The organism is Streptomyces sp. TLI_185, from assembly GCF_003814765.1.
In the GTDB taxonomy this organism is placed as follows: domain Bacteria; phylum Actinomycetota; class Actinomycetes; order Streptomycetales; family Streptomycetaceae; genus Streptomyces.
Window position 1 is genome coordinate 1,987,894 of record NZ_RKRB01000001.1, and the last position, 16,038, is coordinate 2,003,931.

The following is a 16,038-nucleotide window of genomic DNA, read 5'->3' on the forward strand; positions in this document are numbered from 1 at the left end:
AAGTACTCATGGTGACTGTCCCCGTGAACCAGGAGAAAAAAATGATCCTGTCCATCTCCGGCGTGGTCCTGCTCGGCATCATCGTCTTCCTCTTCTTCCGCAAGGACGGCCTGAAGGCGTCGCACGCCCTGGTCTCGGCCCTGTTCGGCTTCTACCTCGCAAGCACTGCGATCGCCCCGAGCATCAAGGCAGGCGGCGAGAGCCTCGCGAGCCTCCTCGGCGGCATCAAGTTCTGACGCCGCCCCTCCCGCCCGTACGCACCACCTGGAGAATGCAGTGGCCCGGCGCCCCCTCCCCCGCATCCTGAGCAAGGACAACGCGCAGATCGCCCGGATGCAGATCGCCCGGAGCCGGGAACTGGCCCGGACGGCGGCCGACAGCGCCACCGACGTCCTCCACCCGCTGATCACGATCACCCGCGGTCTGCGCCGACTGGCAGCGGCCGGGCGGCACAAGTGGGCCGACACCCCCAAGGACAGGCGTGGGCCGCTGCTGTTCCTGGTGGCCTCGGTGGTCCTGGTCGTGGCGCTCGTGCCCTACGGTCCCCTGCTCGCCGTCATCGGCCTGATGACGGCGGCAGCCCTGCACGGCAGGGACCGCGAACCGGCGGCGCCCGAAGGGCCGGACGAGTCCCAGGTGCAGCGCCTCAAGTCGCTGTACGAGGCCCTGATCCCGTACTTCTCGATCACCGAGGACCCCTCCCCCCTGTACGCCCACGGCGGCGAGTGGGAGAAGGCCTTCCCGGCATACGAGTTCGACGAATCGGGCCGTATCACCCATCTAGTGATCCGTTACCCGGCGTACTTCACCGACGGCGAGGCCGGGTCCCGCGCCAGGATCGAGCAGCTGCTGCACGCCAAGTCGGGGCGCGGCCGCGAGTACCACTTCGCATGGGAGGAAGAGGGCAACGAGCTGACGGTCACGGTGCTGCCCCCACTGCCCACCGACATCGCCGCCCAGCGGTTCGTCACGGCGCCGGGCGAGACGGTCCTCGGCTTCACGGACCCCACCCAGGTCCAGCGCACGCTTCCCCTCACCTACGGCGAGAACAGACGTGACGTTCCGCCCGTCGTCTGGCGCACTGGTATCCGCTCCACCGCACCGCACCTCCTGATCATGGGCCAGCCCGGCAGCGGCACCTCGACCCTTCTGCGCTCCATCGCCGTGCAGGCGCTGCAGCACGGCGACGTCGTGATCGTCGAGGGCGGCTCCGGCGAGTACGCGTGCCTGACCGGCCGGGACGGCGTTCTGGCCGTCGAGTGCGGGCTGACCGGGGCGCTGACGAGCCTCGAGTGGGCCGCCCTGGAGACGGAGCGCCGTCTGATCGCCGCGAACCGCGCCCGTCAGGCCGGCCAGCCGCCGCCGGAGGACACCAGGCGTCCCCTGTGGCTCCTCCTGGACCGCCCCAGCGCCTTCACCCATCTCGCCGCCGCGGACGGCCGCGAGGACCCGCAGTCCCTGCTCCAGGTCCCGCTCCGGCACGGCCGCGCGGTGAATGTGACGGTCGTGGTGGGCGAGCAGTTCGACCATGCCGAAGCGCTGAGCGATGACGTACGGCAGCACACACGCGCGCGTGTCGTCCTCGGCCCGGCGACGGCCGAGCAGCTGTCAGGGGTCCTGGGTGCCCTCCCGGCCACGACTCCGGCCGCCGAGGTCCCGCCCGGCCGCGGCTACGCCCGTCTCGGCCCGGGCCCGGTGCACCGGCTTCAGGTGCCGTCGACTCCGGACCCGTACGACGACACGGCGAGCGACGCGCACCGCGAGGCGGTGCTGGCGCTGCTGCCGCCGCGGACCACGCCGGTCGATCAGGAGCCCGTCGGGACCAAGTCTGTCGGGGCCGTGCCGGTTGAAGCGGTGCCGGTCGAGGCGGTGCCCATCGACGAGGATCCGGTCGAAGCAAAGCCGGTGCCCGCGGATGCCGTGGCGGCGGAGGCGCAGTAGGTTTCACCGCCGGGTGGCGCTGTGAAAGTGGTGACCCCTCGTCCGCAGCTACGCCACGAACGTCCGCGGCGACTCCCCGCCCCCGGGCGCCCCGCTCTCCACCAACCGAGCCGCAGCGGCCAGCCGCACCGCCGCCTCGTCGGCGACCGCACCGCCCACGGTGAACGGCAGCCGCACATACCCCTCGAAGGCGCCGTCGACCCCGAAGCGCGGCCCTGACGGCACCCGCACCCCGACCCGCTCCCCCACCTCGGCGAGCCGGGAGCCCGACAGCCCCCCGGTCCGCACCCACAGCGTCAGTCCGCCCCTCGGGACCTCGAACTCCCAGTCGGGCAGCTCCCGCCGCACCGCCGTGACCAGCGCGTCCCTGTTCTCCCGGGCCTGCACGCGCCGCACTTCCACGGCCTTCTCCCAACCCCCCGTGCTGAACAGCCAGTTCACGGCGAGCTGCTCCACCACGGGGGTGCCGAGATCGGCGTACGCGCGCGCGGCGACCAGGCTGCGGATCACGTCCGGTGCGGCGCGCACCCAGCCGATGCGCATCCCCGCCCAGAAGGCCTTGCTGGCCGACCCGACGGTGATCACCGTGGACCCGGCGGGGTCGAAGGCACACACAGGCCGCGGCATCTCGACGCCTTCGTCCAGCCACAGCTCACTCATCGTCTCGTCGGCGATCAGCACCGTCCCCGCCGACCGGGCCGCCTCCACGAGCTGACGCCGCTGGTCGTCGTCGGCGAGCGCGCCGGTCGGATTGTGGAAGTCGGCGACGATGTACGCGATCCGGGGTGCGGCGTCGCGCAGCACCTGCCGCCAGCGGTCCAGGTCCCAGCCGGCCAGGCCCTCGGCCATCGCCACGGGCACCAGCCGCGCCCCCGCCTCCCGCATCAGCTGGAGAATGTTGGCGTAGGACGGCGACTCGACGGCGACGCGCTCACCCCGGCCGGCGAAGAGGTGGCAGATCGCGTCGATCGCCCCCATGGCTCCCGTCGTCACCATGATCTGCTCCGGCATCGTCGGGATCCCGCGCGCGGTGTACCGGTCGGCGATCATCGAGCGCAACGCGGGCAGCCCGGCCGGATAGTCGCCGTGCGTGTGGGCGTACGGCGGCAGTTCCTCCAGGGCGCCCTGGACGGCGCGGGTCAGCCATGGCTCGGGGGCGGGGAGCGCCGCGGTGCCCAGGTCGATCATCGATCCCAGGGCCTCGGGCGGCAGGGGCTCCAGGCCGCGCGCGGGGAGCGGGTTTCCGGCCGGTACGGCGGTCCAGCTGCCGGCGCCGCGCCGGGACTCCAGGAATCCCTCGGTGCGCAGCGCCTCGTAGGCCGCCGCGACCGTCGTACGGCTGACGGACAGGGCCAGGGCGAGTTCGCGCTCGGCGGGCAACCGGGCGGCCACCGGAACGCGGCCCTCCAGAACCAGCAGCCGGATGCCGTCGGCCAGCGCACGGTAGGCGGGCGGACGGCGCGTGCCGGGGCCGGCCGGGCGGTCCTGCTGCGAGTTGAGCAGCCGGGCGAGCTGCGCCGCCCCGATCGCCGAGGTCCACGTCGCCATGGAAATCAGTCCACCTTCCCCGAATTGGCCATGGATGATGTTTCCACCCAAGCCACAGGGTGTCACGAACCAGGCCACTACGACCACAGGGGGGGCACCTCTTGTCCACGAAGAACCGTCTCGGGCGACGGTTGATCCAGCTGTACGTCGGTCTCGCGCTGTACGGCGCGAGCTCCGCGCTCCTCGTCGAGGCGGGCCTGGGCCTTGAGCCCTGGAACGTGCTGCACCAGGGCCTGGCCGAGCTCACCGGACTGACCATCGGTGTCGTGTCGATCGTCGTGGGCGCGGCGGTGCTGCTGCTGTGGATCCCGCTGCGCCAGCGCCCGGGCCTCGGCACGGTCTCCAATGTCTTCGTGGTTGGCATCGCCATGGACGGCACGCTCGCCCTGGTCCCGGACGTGCACTCCCTCGCCGTACGGATCCCCCTCCTGCTGGCCGGCATCCTGCTCAACGGCGTGGCCACCGGGCTCTACATCTCCGCCCGCTTCGGGCCGGGCCCGCGGGACGGGCTGATGACCGGCCTGCACCGGCGCACCGGCCGCTCCGTCCGCCTGATGCGGACGGCGATCGAACTGGCGGTCGTCGCGACCGGCTTCATCCTCGGCGGCACCGTCGGCATCGGCACGGTCCTCTACGCGGTGTCGATCGGTCCGCTCGCCCAGCTCTTCCTGCGGGTGTTCGACGTCCCGTCGGCATCCGGCGGCAGCACGGTGGTTGCCGAGGGGCAACCCCGCAGGGCGATACTGCGACCGTGACCACGCGGATACACCATCCCTATCTCGACCATCCCGGCCCGATCGCCTTCGCCCACCGGGGCGGGGCCGCGGACGGCCTGGAGAACACCGTGCTGCAGTTCCGGCGGGCGGTGGAGGCGGGCTACCGCTACATCGAGACCGACGTCCACACCACGGCGGACGGCAAGCTGGTCGCCTTCCACGACTCGACCCTGGACCGGATGACGGACGGCGCGGGGCGCATAGCGGACCTGCCGTGGAAGGACGTGAGCCACGCGCGCGTGGCGGGCAAGGAACCGGTCCCCCTCTTCGAGGAGCTGCTCGAGACCTTCCCCGAGGTGCGCTGGAACGTCGACCTGAAGGCGGAGACCTCGCTCCACCCCTTCCTGGACCTGATCGAGCGCACGCGCGCGTGGGACCGGATCTGTGTCGGCTCGTTCTCCGAGGCGCGCGTGGTGCGCGCCCAGCGGCTGGCCGGTCCGCGCCTGGCGACCTCGTACGGCACCCGTGGCGTGCTCAACCTCCGGCTGCGCTCCTGGGGCGTCCCGGCCGCGCTGCGCGCCTCAGCGGTCGCAGCCCAGGTGCCCGAGTCGCAGTCCGGCATCCAGGTCGTCGACCACCGCTTCGTCCGCGCCGCCCACGCGCGCGGGCTGCAGGTGCACGTGTGGACCATCAACGAGCCCGATCGGATGCACCGGCTCCTGGACCTGGGAGTCGATGGCATCATGACCGATCACATCGACACGTTGCGCAAGGTCATGGAAGAACGCGGCGTCTGGGTCTGAGCGCCTGTGTCACATGCCCGGCCGGATCAGCACGCGGCGTCCGGTGCGTGCGATCGCAAGGCGCCGGAGCGCCCTCGTAGCGGAGCTACCAGGGCGGTTCGGCAACGCGGCGAGCGTGCGTGCCAGGCGTCGCACGCCCGGCCGGGGATGTGACACAGGCGCTGAGCCCGGCGGCCCCTCCCCCGAGCCTTCGCACGGCACTTCAGCGGGGAAGCGAGGGCACGGGTGAGCACCGACACCGTGCGGACGGACGTCATCGACCGGCAGCGCGAGCAACGCGGCTGGTACTTCTACGACTGGGCCTGCTCCGTCTACTCGACGAGCGTGCTCACCGTGTTCCTGGGCCCCTATCTGACGGCGGTCGCCAAGTCGGCGGCGGACGCGGACGGCTTCGTGCATCCGCTGGGCATCCCGGTGCGCGCCGGGTCGTTCTTCGCGTACTGCGTCTCCGCGTCCGTGATCGTGTCGATCCTCGTGATGCCGCTCGTGGGCGCGGCCGCCGACCGCACGGGGCGGAAGAAGCCGCTGCTCGCCGCCTGCGCCTATGTGGGGGCGACGGCCACCACGGGCCTGTTCTTCCTGTCCGGGGACCGCTATCTGCTGGGCGGCCTTCTGCTGATCGTCGCGAACTCGTCCGTGGCCGTCTCGATGGTCGTCTACAACTCCTACCTGCCCCAGATCGCCCCGCCCGAGGACCGTGACCGGGTCTCCTCGCGCGGCTGGGCCTTCGGCTATGCGGCCGGCTCGTCGATGCTGATCGTGAACCTGGTGCTGTTCACCGGGCACGACGCCTTCGGCGTCTCCGAGTCGACGGCGGTCCGTATCTGCCTGGCCTCCGCGGGTCTGTGGTGGGGCGCCTTCACCCTCGTACCGCTGAAGGGGCTGCGGGACCGCCGTACGGCGTCCGCGGCGCCCGCGGTCCACGGCTGGCGGCAGCTGGCGTCCACCGTCCGGGACATGCGCGGCAAACCGCTCACTCTGGCCTTCCTTCTCGCCTACCTCATCTACAACGACGGCATCCAGACGGTGATCTCCCAGGCGTCGGTGTACGGCTCGGAAGAGCTGGGCCTGAGCCAGTCCACGCTCATCACGGCCGTCCTGATGGTCCAGGTGCTGGCGGTGGCGGGCGCGCTGGGGATGGGAAGGCTGGCCCGGACGTACGGGGCCAAGCGCACCATCCTCGGCTCGCTGGTGGCCTGGACGGTGACCCTGGGCGCCGGGTACTTCCTGCCGGCCGGGGCGCCGGTGTGGTTCTTCGTGCTGGCGTCCGGGATCGGTCTCGTGCTGGGCGGCAGCCAGGCCCTGTCCCGCTCCCTGTTCTCGCATCTGGTCCCGCCCGGCAAGGAGGCCGAGTACTTCTCGGCGTACGAGATGAGCGACCGGGGCATGAGCTGGCTGGGACCGCTTCTGTTCGGGATCACCTACCAGCTGACGGGAAGTTATCGCGACGCGATCATCTCGCTCGTGGCCTTCTTCGTCATCGGATTCGCCCTGCTCGCAAGGGTTCCGGTGCGGCAGGCGATCTTGGCGGCGGGCAATCCGGTCCCTGAGAGGATTTAGCACTCACGGCGAAAGGGCTGTAGTGTACGCGTTTGGCCTGCCAGGCGTACCGTTACTGCGCGTCAAAGATGCCGAAACGCTGGGTGACATCTGCTAGCAGATGTGACAAACCGGGCGCTGGTGGGTACAACAAGGGGCGGCTACGACGGCGACGCATGACCCGGAACGGGACACGGAACGGGAATCTTTACCGCCGACCGGACGTTGACCGGATGACGACGACAGCGACACCTGTCCTGTGGGCGACAAGCCCGGGAGGCACGATTCATGAGTGAGCGAGCTCTTCGCGGCACGCGCCTCGTGGTGACCAGCTACGAGACGGACCGCGGCATCGACCTGGCCCCGCGCCAGGCCGTGGAGTACGCATGCGAGAAGGGGCACCGGTTCGAGATGCCCTTCTCGGTCGAGGCGGAGATCCCGCCGGAGTGGGAGTGCAAGGTCTGCGGGGCCCAGGCACTCCTCGTTGACGGCGATGGCCCTGAGGAAAAGAAGGCCAAGCCCGCGCGTACGCATTGGGACATGCTGATGGAACGGCGCACCCGCGAGGAACTCGAAGAGGTCCTCGAGGAGCGCCTGGCCGTTCTCCGTTCGGGCGCGATGAACATCGCGGTCCACCCGCGGGACAGCCGCAAGTCGGCTTAGTTCCTGCCGGGGTCGAGCGGACAACCTACGCACGCAAGCGACTGCGGGCGTCCACGTGGAATCACGTGGACGCCCGCAGTCGTGTGTCCGTACACCGTTCTCAGCGGGTCAGCGGCGGCCGCGGACCCTGCGGGGTGTCGCCACCCGGCTCGTCCCTGATGACCTCGCCCTGGACGACCTTGCCGTCGGGACGGTGGATTCGGGCCTGCTGGAAGGCGTCACCGAAGCTGCCCGCACCGGCCTCGCGCAGCTTGCGGTCGAGGGTGCGCTCGGTGAGGCGGCTCAGCGCCTTCTGGACCGGGGGGATCAGCAGAAGCAGGCCCACCGCGTCCGAGATCAGACCGGGGATCATGAGGAGCAGACCACCGAGCATCAGCAGGCCGTTGCCTCCGCCGCTCTGCGGGGTGCCGCCGCGCTGCAGCGCCTCGTTGAGGTTCTGGAAGGCGCGCCGGCCCGCCTTCTTGATCACCGCGGCACCGAGCACGAAGCCCGCGAGGAGCAGCAGGAACACCGTGAACCCGCTCGACGCGCCCGCGACCACGGTCAGCAGCCAGATCTCCAGCACCAGCCAGGCCGCCACGCCGAGCGGCAGGAAGGTCCGCAGCCGGGAGCGCCGGGGCCGGGCGGGATACGTGGGGGTCGGAGCACCTGTCGTCATGCATCCAGTGTGCCTGGGCCCGCCTCAGTGCGGCATAAGCGAATGATCAACCGCGGCTGTGAGACCGTGCGCGGGCCCTGTGCAGACGGACGAGGTCAGGCCTTCTTGCCGCGGCCCGTGACCTTGGCGACCCGCTCCCCGACGCCCCACGCCGTGACCCGCCACAGTGCCTCGACGAGGATGTCGCGGCTCATCTTGGAGTCGCCCAGTTCGCGCTCGACGAAGGTGATGGGCACCTCGACGACGTGGTAGCCGGCCTTGACCGCGCGGCGGGCCAGGTCGACCTGGAAGCAGTAGCCCTGGGAGGCGACCTCGTCGAGGCCGAGGCCCTCGAGGGTCTCGCGGCGGAAGGCGCGGTAGCCGCCGGTGATGTCGCGCAGCGGCAGGGCGAGGGCGAGGCGGGAGTAGAGGCTGCCGCCGCGGGAGATGAACTCACGGCTCTTGGGCCAGTTCACGACCCGCCCGCCGGGCACCCAGCGGGAGCCGAGGACCAGGTCGGCGCTCTTGAGCGCGGTCAGCAGCCGGGGCAGTTCCTCGGGCTGGTGGGAGCCGTCGGCGTCCATCTCGACCAGGACGCCGTAGCCGTTGTCGATGCCCCAGCGGAAGCCTGCGAGGTAGGCGGCGCCGAGGCCCTCCTTGCCCTTGCGGTGCAACACCTGGACATGGTCGTCCTCGGCGGCCACTTCGTCGGCGAGCTTGCCGGTGCCGTCCGGGCTGTTGTCGTCGGCCACGAGGACGTGCGCCTCGGGGACCGCCTTCCGTACCCGGCCGACGATGGACTTGATGTTCTCCGCCTCGTTGTAGGTCGGAATGATCACCAAGGCCGTGCCGAGCGGGCCGAACTGCCTCCCCTGGGCCTTTGCCGCGCGGGTCCCGTCGCCGTCGTTCACTGCTGCCCCTTCGTCCGTACGCAGACGTCCACCATAATGGCCACGGCCTGCAATGACGCGACAGGACGTTCGTATAGTGGTGTCGATTCCACAAGAGCGGGGTAAGAGCGCGTTTTCGGGCACCTTCGTGGATCTACGGATGGGGGCCCGGCGCCCTTCGGGCCGACCTGGGGCCCGCTGGCTGCGGGTCGACCGAAAGCCGTTGTCTACTGAGCCCGGGCCCCACCCGGGTCACACCTCCCCGACCGGCCGGAACGGTCCTCCCGTCGCGGCGCGGGCGCTGAGCCTGGCTCCCAGTGGCGGTGCCCCGGTGCGGCACACCGTCCCTGACCCAGCGGCGCTGCGACGAGTGCGCGGAAGTTCCCCGGTCGGGCGTCCGGTGGTGGACTCGGCCGAACCTACCGGCCCCCTGCCATCGGCTGTCAACAGCCGTTTGACCTGCGCGTTTTGCATCAATGCCCTGGTCAGGGCGGAGGATACGCAGGTCGTGCGACGCCGCTGAGGGCATCGATCGGCGCCGCGCCACCCCGGGAGATCACTCGCCCGGCCGTACGAACACCGTCCGCCCGCCGACCACGGTGCGCAGACAGACCGGCAGGTCGCGGCCGGGGCTCAGGTCGGGCAGGCCGGGGGTGCCGGAGCGGGGGTCGGTGGACCAGCGGGCGACCCGGTCGTCGGGGGCCTGGACCACCAGCTCGTCGGTGCGCCACACGGCGTAGTCGGCGGGTGCGCCCGGCACCAGGACGCCCGCGTCGTCCCGCCCGATCGCCCGCCAGCCGCCGCGTGTGTGGGCGGTGAAGGCGGCGCGCACAGAGACACGGTGCTCGGGCGTGCGGTGGAAGGCGGCCGCGCGGACGGTGCCCCACGGGTCGAGCGGCGTGACCGGGCTGTCGGAGCCGAAGGCGAGCGGGACGCCCGCCCTGAGCAGGGCCGCGAGGGGGTTGAGGGTGCGGGCCCGGTCGGCGCCCAGGCGCTGGGCGTACATGCCGTCCTCGCCGCCCCACAGTGCGTCGAAGGCCGGCTGCACGGAGGCGGTCAGGCCCAGTTCGGCGAAGGCCGCGATCGTCTCGGGGGTGAGCATCTCGGCGTGCTCGACACGGTGGCGGGCGGCGCGGACGCGGGCCAGGCCGACCTTCTCGGCGGCGGCGCGCACACCGTCGACGACCGTGGTCACGGCCGCGTCGCCGATCGCGTGGAAACCGGCCTGGAGGCCCGCCTCGGTGCAGGCCACCACGTGGGCGGCCACCGCGGCGGCATCCAGGTAGGCGGTGCCCCTGTGGTCGGCGTCGGTGTACGGCGTATGCAGGCAGGCGGTGTGCGAGCCGAGGGCCCCGTCGACGAAGAGGTCGCCGGCGGCGCCGGCCGCGCCCAGCTCACGCGCCTTCGCCACGCCCTCTTCGGCCGGTTCCGCCCAGTAGCCGATGACTCGCGGTCCCGGCTCCTCGGCCGCGAGCCGGAGCAGTCCGGTGAAGTCGTCCTCGGAGGAGATCTCCGGTCCCGCGCACTCGTGGACGGAGCCGATGCCGAGGGAGGCGGCGTGCGCGAGCGCGGTGCGCTGGGCCTCGGCACGCTGGGCCGGCGTCACGGATGCGAACGCGGCGGCGCGTACGGCGTGGTGGGCGTCGGCGGTCAGCGGGCCGTCCTCTGCGCCGACCCCGTGGGCCAGGTCGAGCAGGGCCGTGGTGACGACCGCCGAGTGGACGTCGATCCGGGAGAGATAGAGGGGGCGGCCTCCGGTGGCCTCGTCCAGTTCCGCGCGCGTCGGGGGGCGGCCGCCGGGCCAGCGGGCGGCGTCCCAGCCGTGCCCGAGCAGCACCTTGTCCTGCGGGCGGGCCGCCGCGAAGTCCCGCACCAGGACGAGGGCGGCTTCCAGGGAGGGCGCGTCGGACAGGTCGAGGCCGGTGAGCGCGAGGCCGGTGGAGGTGGTGTGCACATGGGCGTCGGTGAAGGCCGGGGTGACGAGGGCGCCGTCCAGGTCGACCACCTCGTCGACACCGTCCGCGAAGGCGTCCGCGGCGCCCTCCGAACCGACCCAGGCGACCTGGCCGCGCTCCACGACCATCGCGGTCGCGAAGGGGTCGGCGGGGCTGTGGACCTCTCCGCGGCGGAGCAGGACGGTCTTCGGCTCGGGGATGCGCTCACTCATGGGGAACAGTCTCGCGCCTCACCGGGGCCGCCCGGTACGCAGGTCGGCCTTCGCCCGGTGTCCTGCCCGTAGGCCGGTCAGATCCGCGGCGGCCGCGCCTCGTACGGCGTGGAAAGGACCACCGTCGTGCGCGTCGAGACGCCCGCCAGCGTGCGCAGGCGCGCCAGCAGCTCCTCCAGCTCGTGCGGCGTGGCCACCCGTACCTTGAGGATGTAGTTCTCGTCGCCCGCGACGCTGTGGCAGGCCTCGATCTCGGGGACCCCGGCCAGGCGGTCCGAGATGTCGTCGGGGGCGCTGGGGTCGAAGGGTTTGACCGAGATGAACGCGGTCATGGGCAGCCCGACGGCCTCGGGGTCGACCACCGCGGCATAGCCGCGGATGACGCCACGCTGTTCCAGCCGGCGCACCCGCTGGTGCACGGCCGACGTGGACAGGCCCGTGGCCTTGCCCAGGTCTGTGTAGCTCATCCGCCCGTCCTTGACGAGCAGCTGCACGATCTGACGGTCCAGCTCCTCCATGACGCAAGAACCTACAGTGCGCTTGATCTCCTCGGATACCTGAGCAGTCCAGGTCATACCCGCTTTGTGATGTGCCCGAGAGCTGTCTGTGAGCCGCCCGAGGGACAAAACGTCCGCCCCGGGCACCTGCGGGCGGCATGTGACGAAGGACACAGCCGCCGAGACGTCTCCGTGATGCTCTCGTGATTACCGCCGATACGGGGCGGGAAGTGCTTGCTGTGGTCGAGGCCGCAGTGCCCGAACGGCCCACCCGAGGGGGAGAACCCATGCAGAGTCTTAAGCGCCCTGGTCGTACCGCACCCAAGCGGCTCCAGGCCGTCGTCGAGCCCGAGCCGGAGGGCGTCGAACCCGACGCCTTCGAGGACGAGCTCGACGCGTACGACACCTTCGAGATGTACCGGGTGATCTGCCCGGACTGCGCGCAGCCCATCGCCCTGCTGGCGGACGAGCAGGTCCTGCCGGAGCATGCGCTGTGCGCCTCGCCGTGGAACCCGTTCGGCCTCACGGTCTGCGCCGGCACCGGCCGCCGGGCGGCCGAGGCCCGCTCCGCGGACGAGTCGGCGGAGCCCCAGGAGCAGGGCACGGCCCTCCTGTTGACGCTCCCTCAGGGGCTCGACTGGCGGACACAGCCGTTCTCGCACGTCGGCGGCCCGGGCTCGCGCCCGATGCGGGTGCCGACAATGCGCCGTCAGGCCGCCTGAACCGCCTCGCTCAATTCCAGTAGCTGCCCTGCACCATGGCCCGCAGGCTGCCGTGGTGCAGGATCAGCGTGTCCGGGTCCGCCGGAACGGCTGCCTCCCCGAAGTGCACCTGCCGGTAGGCGACACGCAGCATGACGATCGCGTGCCGCAGGGCGGCGTACAGGGTGTGGAAGTCCATGTCGCGCGGTGTGTGGCCGGTGAGTTCGGCGTAGCGGGCCTCCACCCGGTCGCGGCGCAGGAAGTCCGGCAGGCCGCGCTGGCCGAAGGCGACCGTGAGGTCCTGGAAGAAGCGGTGCAGATAGACCGTCCAGCCCAGGTCGACCTCGCGCGGGGCGAGGGCAGCCATCTCCCAGTCGAGGACGGCGGCGGGCTCGAAGCCGTCGTAGACGACGTTCCCGATGCGCGCGTCGCCCCAGTTGAGCACCGGTGTGCCCGGATCACCCGGCCAGAGCTCCTCCAGCCGGTCGAACGCGGTCTCGATGAGCGGTGATCGGGCGCGTCCGTCGACGACCCAGTCGTAGTACGCGCGTTGGGCTGTGACATGGCGGCGCAGGGCGTCGCCCTCGCCCGGAAGTGCGAGGAACTCCGCGGCCTTCGGCGGCACTTGGTCGTGCAGTCGGGCCAGCAGTCCGATCGAGGCCGTCTCCAGGTGCTCGCGCTCGGCTTCGCTCGCCTCGTGCAGCCAGTTGCCCTCGTAGGTGTAGGGCATGACGTCGGGTGGCACGCGTCCCTCGACGCGCTCCATCACGAAGAACGGCGCCCCGAGCGGGCCGGGATCCTCCTCCAGCCACAGCACCTTCGGCACGGGCAGGTCCGAGTGCTCCGCCACGACGCGCATCGTGCGGTACTGGCGCGGCATGTCGTACACCGGGAAGACGGTGTACGCTGCCGGGTCCGCCGCGAGCCTCAACGCGCAACGGCGTACGGGTGGTTCGGGGTGTTCGATGTCGAAGAGCAGGGTCTCGCTGGACATGCCGTTGGACTCGGGGACGGTGACGCCGGCCGCCTTCGCCCCAGGCAGGCGGGTGGAGAGCCAGGCGGTGAGGCGGCGGGCCAGCTCCTCCGGGTCGCGCGTGGTGGTGCGGGGGCGGGGTGCAGTGGGTGCCATGTCACATACCGCCTACGGTGCGACCGAAGTGAAGTCCGTGAACCCGCTCGGATCGTGCCGCCCGAACGAGCCGTGCTCGAAGATGCCATGTCCGGTCCGGCCGTCCAGCCGGAAGCGGGCGGCATGGTCGGTGACCCCGTAGGCGGCCAGGGCGTGCGGCTGCGTCAGGTCGTAGGTACGGCGGTCCGTCCAGCCGCGGCCGCGCCAGGTGCCGTGCTGCCAGTCGTCGGCGGGCGGGTAGCCGGCCCCGATCGCGAGCGGCGAGGAGGTGAGGATCTCGACCTCCAGTTCCTGCGGTTTGCGCAGGTCTCCGAGGTGGATGAGGGCACGTTCGGGATGGCGGGTGCCGGGGCGGTAGGTGATTTCGGGGACAGGCCAGCCGAGTTGGCGGTCACGACGGCCCCCAGTGGTATGTGACATACCACTGGGATGGACCAGGGTGGCGTCGTTCAGAGTGCGGTAGCCGTCCGCGTCCTCCTGGACGATCACCATCAGGAACCGGTCCTCGAAGCGCACGGGGCACCACAGCCAGTGGAAGCCCTCGGTCGGGTGCTCCTCCGCCAGGCGGCCGGCCTCCTCCCCCGGTATGGGCCGCACGCCCCAACTGCGGTCGCGGGTACCGGTCCACCCGCCGGCGGTGACCCGGAACTCCTCACCCGCGGCACGGATCACGCCCTCCACGCCGCCCGCCTGGACGAAGCGGCGCCCTTCGAGGGTGAGGCGGTCGCCGCGACGCTGGAGGTGGTGGGGTTCCCACAGGGCGGGGAATCCGGCGGTCCAGGTGACGTCGTACGACAGCAGGTCGTCGTCACCCACCAGCCGCAGTCGCCGCAGTGGCTCCTCGACCTCGATCCTGAGCGGGCCGACGGCGAGCCGCATGCGGTCCTCACCGAGGGCGTCCGAGGCGCGCACCGCGTGCAGCGCGTCCCCGGTCCGCAGGGTCGCGTACGCGTCGATCACGCCGAGGTTGGGGTAGACCCCGAGGCCCACGATGAGCAGGGCGCGCCCCTCGTGGTCGAGGACGTGGAAGATGCAGCGGTCGTAGGCGTTCCGGTCCCCGGTCGCCACGTGCTTCATGGACAGCGGGACCTGGTGCACGGGGTACTCGTCGAGTGGTACGGGGCGGTCGTCGGCCACGCCAAACCTCCCTGGAGACGGCTGGGCTGACGGTACGTCAGACAGCTGGCGGAGGCCAGAGAGGGAGCCGGACGTCCGGGAACTCACGCTCGATTCCCCGGATGGGTGACCTGTCCGCCTACCTCCGCGTTGCCCAGGTATGACCCCCACCTATTCCGTGATCGGGCGTCAGCGCCGCGTGTTCGTTCCGCCGCCCGAAGGAACGGTTGTGCCGGTGCCGCCGCACCTGCAGGATCCGCCGATCTACCGCGATCTGATGCGCGCCTGGGCCGACCGGGGCCGCACCCTGCCGGGCCGCCACGACCCGGAGTGGATCAGGCTGGCGGCCCCACAGGTCACCAGAGGCCAGTTCAGCGCGTTTCAGGACCCGCAAGGTGACGGGCGATGACCATCCGCTGGATCTGGTTGGTGCCCTCGACGATCTGCAGCACCTTGGCCTCGCGCATATAGCGCTCGACCGGGAAGTCCGCGGTGTAGCCGTATCCGCCGAGGACCTGGACGGCGTCCATGGTCACCTTCATCGCGGTGTCCGTGCAGTGCAGCTTGGCCATGGCCGCCTGCTTGGCGAACGGCCGCCCCGCGTCGCGCAGCCGCGCAGCCGCCAGATACAGGGCCCGGCCCGCCTCGATCTGGGTGGCCATGTCGGCGAGCATGAAGCGCAACCCCTGGAAGTCGGCGATGGGCCGCCCGAACTGCTGCCTCCCGGTGGCATACGCGACCGCCTCGTCCAGCGCCGCCTGGGCGAGGCCGATCGCACAGGCGGCGATGCCGAGCCGGCCGGAGTCGAGCGCGGCCAGGGCGATCGCGAAGCCCTGACCCTCCTCGCCGATGCGCCGCTCGTCCGCCACCCGCACGCCGTCGAGGTGGACCTGCGCCGTGGGCGAGCCCTTCATCCCCATCTTCTTCTCGGGCACCGCACCGCTGAGACCCTCGGCATCGCCCGGGACCAGGAAGGCGGTGATGCCGCGCGGTCCGTCCTCCCCCGTCCGGGCCATGACCGTGTAGAAGTCGGCGATCCCGCCGTGCGTGATCCATGCCTTGGTCCCGGTGATCACCCAGTCGTCGCCGTCGCGCACCGCCTTCGTGCGAAGAGAGGCGGCATCGGAACCTGACGACGGCTCGGACAGGCAGTAGGCGCCCAGCAGGCCGCCGCCCAGCATCGCGGGCAGGTGCTCGACCTGCTGTTCCTTGGTGCCGTAGGCGGCGAGCGCGTAGGAGGCGAGCGTGTGCACGCTGACGCCGAGGCCGACGGTGAGGCGCGCCGCGGCGAGCTCTTCGAGGACCTGGAGGTAGACCTCGTAGGGCTGGTCGCCGCCGCCGTACTCGGAGTCGTACGGCAGGCCGAGCAGTCCCGACTCCGACAGCAGCGTGAAGACCTCGCGCGGGAAGCGTCCGGCGTCCTCCTCCCCGGCCGCCTTCGGAGCGATCTCGCGCTGGGCGATGTCGCGGACGAGCGAGATCAGATCCCGGGCCTCGTCCGTGGGCAGTTGACGGTCCACCGGCTGCGGGGCGCGGTCGGGCATGGCGACGCTCTCCTCCCTGTTCGGGCACATCGGCCGACGTGCGCCTTGGGTGGGGGCGGCTCCGCCGGGTCTTCCTGGGGCCGGCCGATGCTCGCTCTCCCGGGTCTCGGAAGCTGCTGACCAGCGGCTGCGCTGTGAGTATGCCCG

16 protein-coding genes are annotated in these 16,038 nt (G+C 71.5%); 8 read left to right on the forward strand and 8 right to left on the reverse strand.

Going from position 1 to position 16,038, the window contains the following annotated elements; genetic code table 11:
• The first annotated feature begins 41 nt into the window (after positions 1-41).
• Both EDD92_RS08965 and EDD92_RS08970 read left to right on the forward strand, forming a co-directional pair.
• On the forward strand, positions 42-236 hold the full coding sequence (locus EDD92_RS08965) for a hypothetical protein (protein ID WP_016434155.1): 195 nt from the start codon (positions 42-44) through the stop codon (positions 234-236).
• Between the two features lie 40 nt (positions 237-276).
• The gene (locus EDD92_RS08970; RefSeq protein WP_123963815.1) at positions 277-1,941 is read left to right on the forward strand and encodes an ATP-binding protein; all 1,665 of its coding nucleotides are present in this window, start codon (positions 277-279) and stop codon (positions 1,939-1,941) included.
• Between the two features lie 48 nt (positions 1,942-1,989).
• Here EDD92_RS08970 and EDD92_RS08975 read toward each other — a convergent pair whose 3' ends face one another.
• Positions 1,990-3,489 (reverse strand): PLP-dependent aminotransferase family protein, encoded by a 1,500-nt coding sequence (locus EDD92_RS08975; RefSeq protein WP_123963816.1) that lies wholly within the window; start codon positions 3,487-3,489, stop codon positions 1,990-1,992.
• Between the two features lie 101 nt (positions 3,490-3,590).
• Here EDD92_RS08975 and EDD92_RS08980 point away from each other — a divergent pair, with 101 nt between their 5' ends.
• The 4 genes from EDD92_RS08980 to EDD92_RS09000 all read left to right on the forward strand — a co-directional run bounded on the left by EDD92_RS08980 (position 3,591) and on the right by EDD92_RS09000 (position 7,210).
• On the forward strand, positions 3,591-4,244 hold the full coding sequence (locus EDD92_RS08980; RefSeq protein ID WP_123963817.1) for a YitT family protein: 654 nt from the start codon (positions 3,591-3,593) through the stop codon (positions 4,242-4,244).
• Positions 4,241-5,008: a glycerophosphodiester phosphodiesterase gene (locus tag EDD92_RS08985; protein WP_123963818.1), complete on the forward strand. Its 768-nt coding sequence runs from the start codon at positions 4,241-4,243 to the stop codon at positions 5,006-5,008. Before EDD92_RS08980 ends, EDD92_RS08985 begins: the two co-directional genes overlap by 4 nt.
• 225 nt (positions 5,009-5,233) lie before the next feature.
• Positions 5,234-6,568, forward strand: a complete 1,335-nt coding sequence (locus EDD92_RS08995; protein WP_123963820.1) for an MFS transporter — start codon at positions 5,234-5,236, stop codon at positions 6,566-6,568.
• A 267-nt stretch (positions 6,569-6,835) separates the two neighbouring features.
• A complete protein-coding gene (locus EDD92_RS09000; RefSeq protein WP_003977404.1) occupies positions 6,836-7,210 on the forward strand; it encodes an RNA polymerase-binding protein RbpA in 375 nt (124 codons plus the stop codon).
• 100 nt (positions 7,211-7,310) lie between these two features.
• Here the strand turns inward: EDD92_RS09000 and fxsA are convergent, their stop codons facing one another.
• The 4 genes from fxsA to EDD92_RS09020 form a co-directional block, all read right to left on the reverse strand.
• A complete protein-coding gene (gene fxsA, locus EDD92_RS09005; protein ID WP_123963821.1) occupies positions 7,311-7,868 on the reverse strand; it encodes an FxsA family membrane protein in 558 nt (185 codons plus the stop codon).
• Positions 7,869-7,963: 95 nt separating this feature from the next.
• Entirely contained in the window at positions 7,964-8,758 is a 795-nt protein-coding gene (locus tag EDD92_RS09010) for a polyprenol monophosphomannose synthase (RefSeq protein WP_123963822.1), read from the reverse strand.
• 535 nt (positions 8,759-9,293) lie between these two features.
• A complete protein-coding gene (locus EDD92_RS09015) occupies positions 9,294-10,904 on the reverse strand; it encodes an amidohydrolase (protein WP_123963823.1) in 1,611 nt (536 codons plus the stop codon).
• 77 nt (positions 10,905-10,981) lie between these two features.
• Positions 10,982-11,422, reverse strand: a complete 441-nt coding sequence (locus tag EDD92_RS09020) for an Lrp/AsnC family transcriptional regulator (protein ID WP_030946711.1) — start codon at positions 11,420-11,422, stop codon at positions 10,982-10,984.
• Between the two features lie 266 nt (positions 11,423-11,688).
• Between EDD92_RS09020 and EDD92_RS09025 the strand changes: the two genes are divergently transcribed.
• Positions 11,689-12,123 (forward strand): hypothetical protein, encoded by a 435-nt coding sequence (locus tag EDD92_RS09025; protein WP_123963824.1) that lies wholly within the window; start codon positions 11,689-11,691, stop codon positions 12,121-12,123.
• 10 nt (positions 12,124-12,133) lie between these two features.
• Here EDD92_RS09025 and EDD92_RS09030 read toward each other — a convergent pair whose 3' ends face one another.
• Positions 12,134-13,231: a phosphotransferase family protein gene (locus EDD92_RS09030; RefSeq protein ID WP_123963825.1), complete on the reverse strand. Its 1,098-nt coding sequence runs from the start codon at positions 13,229-13,231 to the stop codon at positions 12,134-12,136.
• 12 nt (positions 13,232-13,243) lie between these two features.
• Positions 13,244-14,368, reverse strand: a complete 1,125-nt coding sequence (locus EDD92_RS09035; protein ID WP_123963826.1) for a hypothetical protein — start codon at positions 14,366-14,368, stop codon at positions 13,244-13,246.
• A 139-nt stretch (positions 14,369-14,507) separates the two neighbouring features.
• Between EDD92_RS09035 and EDD92_RS09040 the strand changes: the two genes are divergently transcribed.
• Positions 14,508-14,756 (forward strand): hypothetical protein, encoded by a 249-nt coding sequence (locus EDD92_RS09040; RefSeq protein WP_078912850.1) that lies wholly within the window; start codon positions 14,508-14,510, stop codon positions 14,754-14,756.
• Here the strand turns inward: EDD92_RS09040 and EDD92_RS09045 are convergent.
• Positions 14,719-15,891: an acyl-CoA dehydrogenase family protein gene (locus EDD92_RS09045; protein ID WP_123963827.1), complete on the reverse strand. Its 1,173-nt coding sequence runs from the start codon at positions 15,889-15,891 to the stop codon at positions 14,719-14,721. The genes EDD92_RS09040 and EDD92_RS09045 overlap by 38 nt on opposite strands.
• Positions 15,892-16,038: the final 147 nt, after the last annotated feature.

Excerpts from the sequence above, each read along its gene's own strand:
- EDD92_RS08965 (WP_016434155.1), top strand. The coding sequence starts at position 42 with ATGATCCTGTCCATCTCCGGCGTGGTCCTGCTCGGCATCATCGTCTTC.
- EDD92_RS08975 (WP_123963816.1), bottom strand. The coding sequence starts at position 3,489 with ATGGCGACGTGGACCTCGGCGATCGGGGCGGCGCAGCTCGCCCGGCTG.
- EDD92_RS09000 (WP_003977404.1), top strand. The coding sequence starts at position 6,836 with ATGAGTGAGCGAGCTCTTCGCGGCACGCGCCTCGTGGTGACCAGCTAC.
- fxsA (WP_123963821.1), bottom strand. The coding sequence starts at position 7,868 with ATGACGACAGGTGCTCCGACCCCCACGTATCCCGCCCGGCCCCGGCGC.
- EDD92_RS09015 (WP_123963823.1), bottom strand. The coding sequence starts at position 10,904 with ATGAGTGAGCGCATCCCCGAGCCGAAGACCGTCCTGCTCCGCCGCGGA.
- EDD92_RS09020 (WP_030946711.1), bottom strand. The coding sequence starts at position 11,422 with ATGGAGGAGCTGGACCGTCAGATCGTGCAGCTGCTCGTCAAGGACGGG.
- EDD92_RS09025 (WP_123963824.1), top strand. The coding sequence starts at position 11,689 with ATGCAGAGTCTTAAGCGCCCTGGTCGTACCGCACCCAAGCGGCTCCAG.
- EDD92_RS09030 (WP_123963825.1), bottom strand. The coding sequence starts at position 13,231 with ATGGCACCCACTGCACCCCGCCCCCGCACCACCACGCGCGACCCGGAG.
- EDD92_RS09040 (WP_078912850.1), top strand. The coding sequence starts at position 14,508 with ATGACCCCCACCTATTCCGTGATCGGGCGTCAGCGCCGCGTGTTCGTT.
- EDD92_RS09045 (WP_123963827.1), bottom strand. The coding sequence starts at position 15,891 with ATGCCCGACCGCGCCCCGCAGCCGGTGGACCGTCAACTGCCCACGGAC.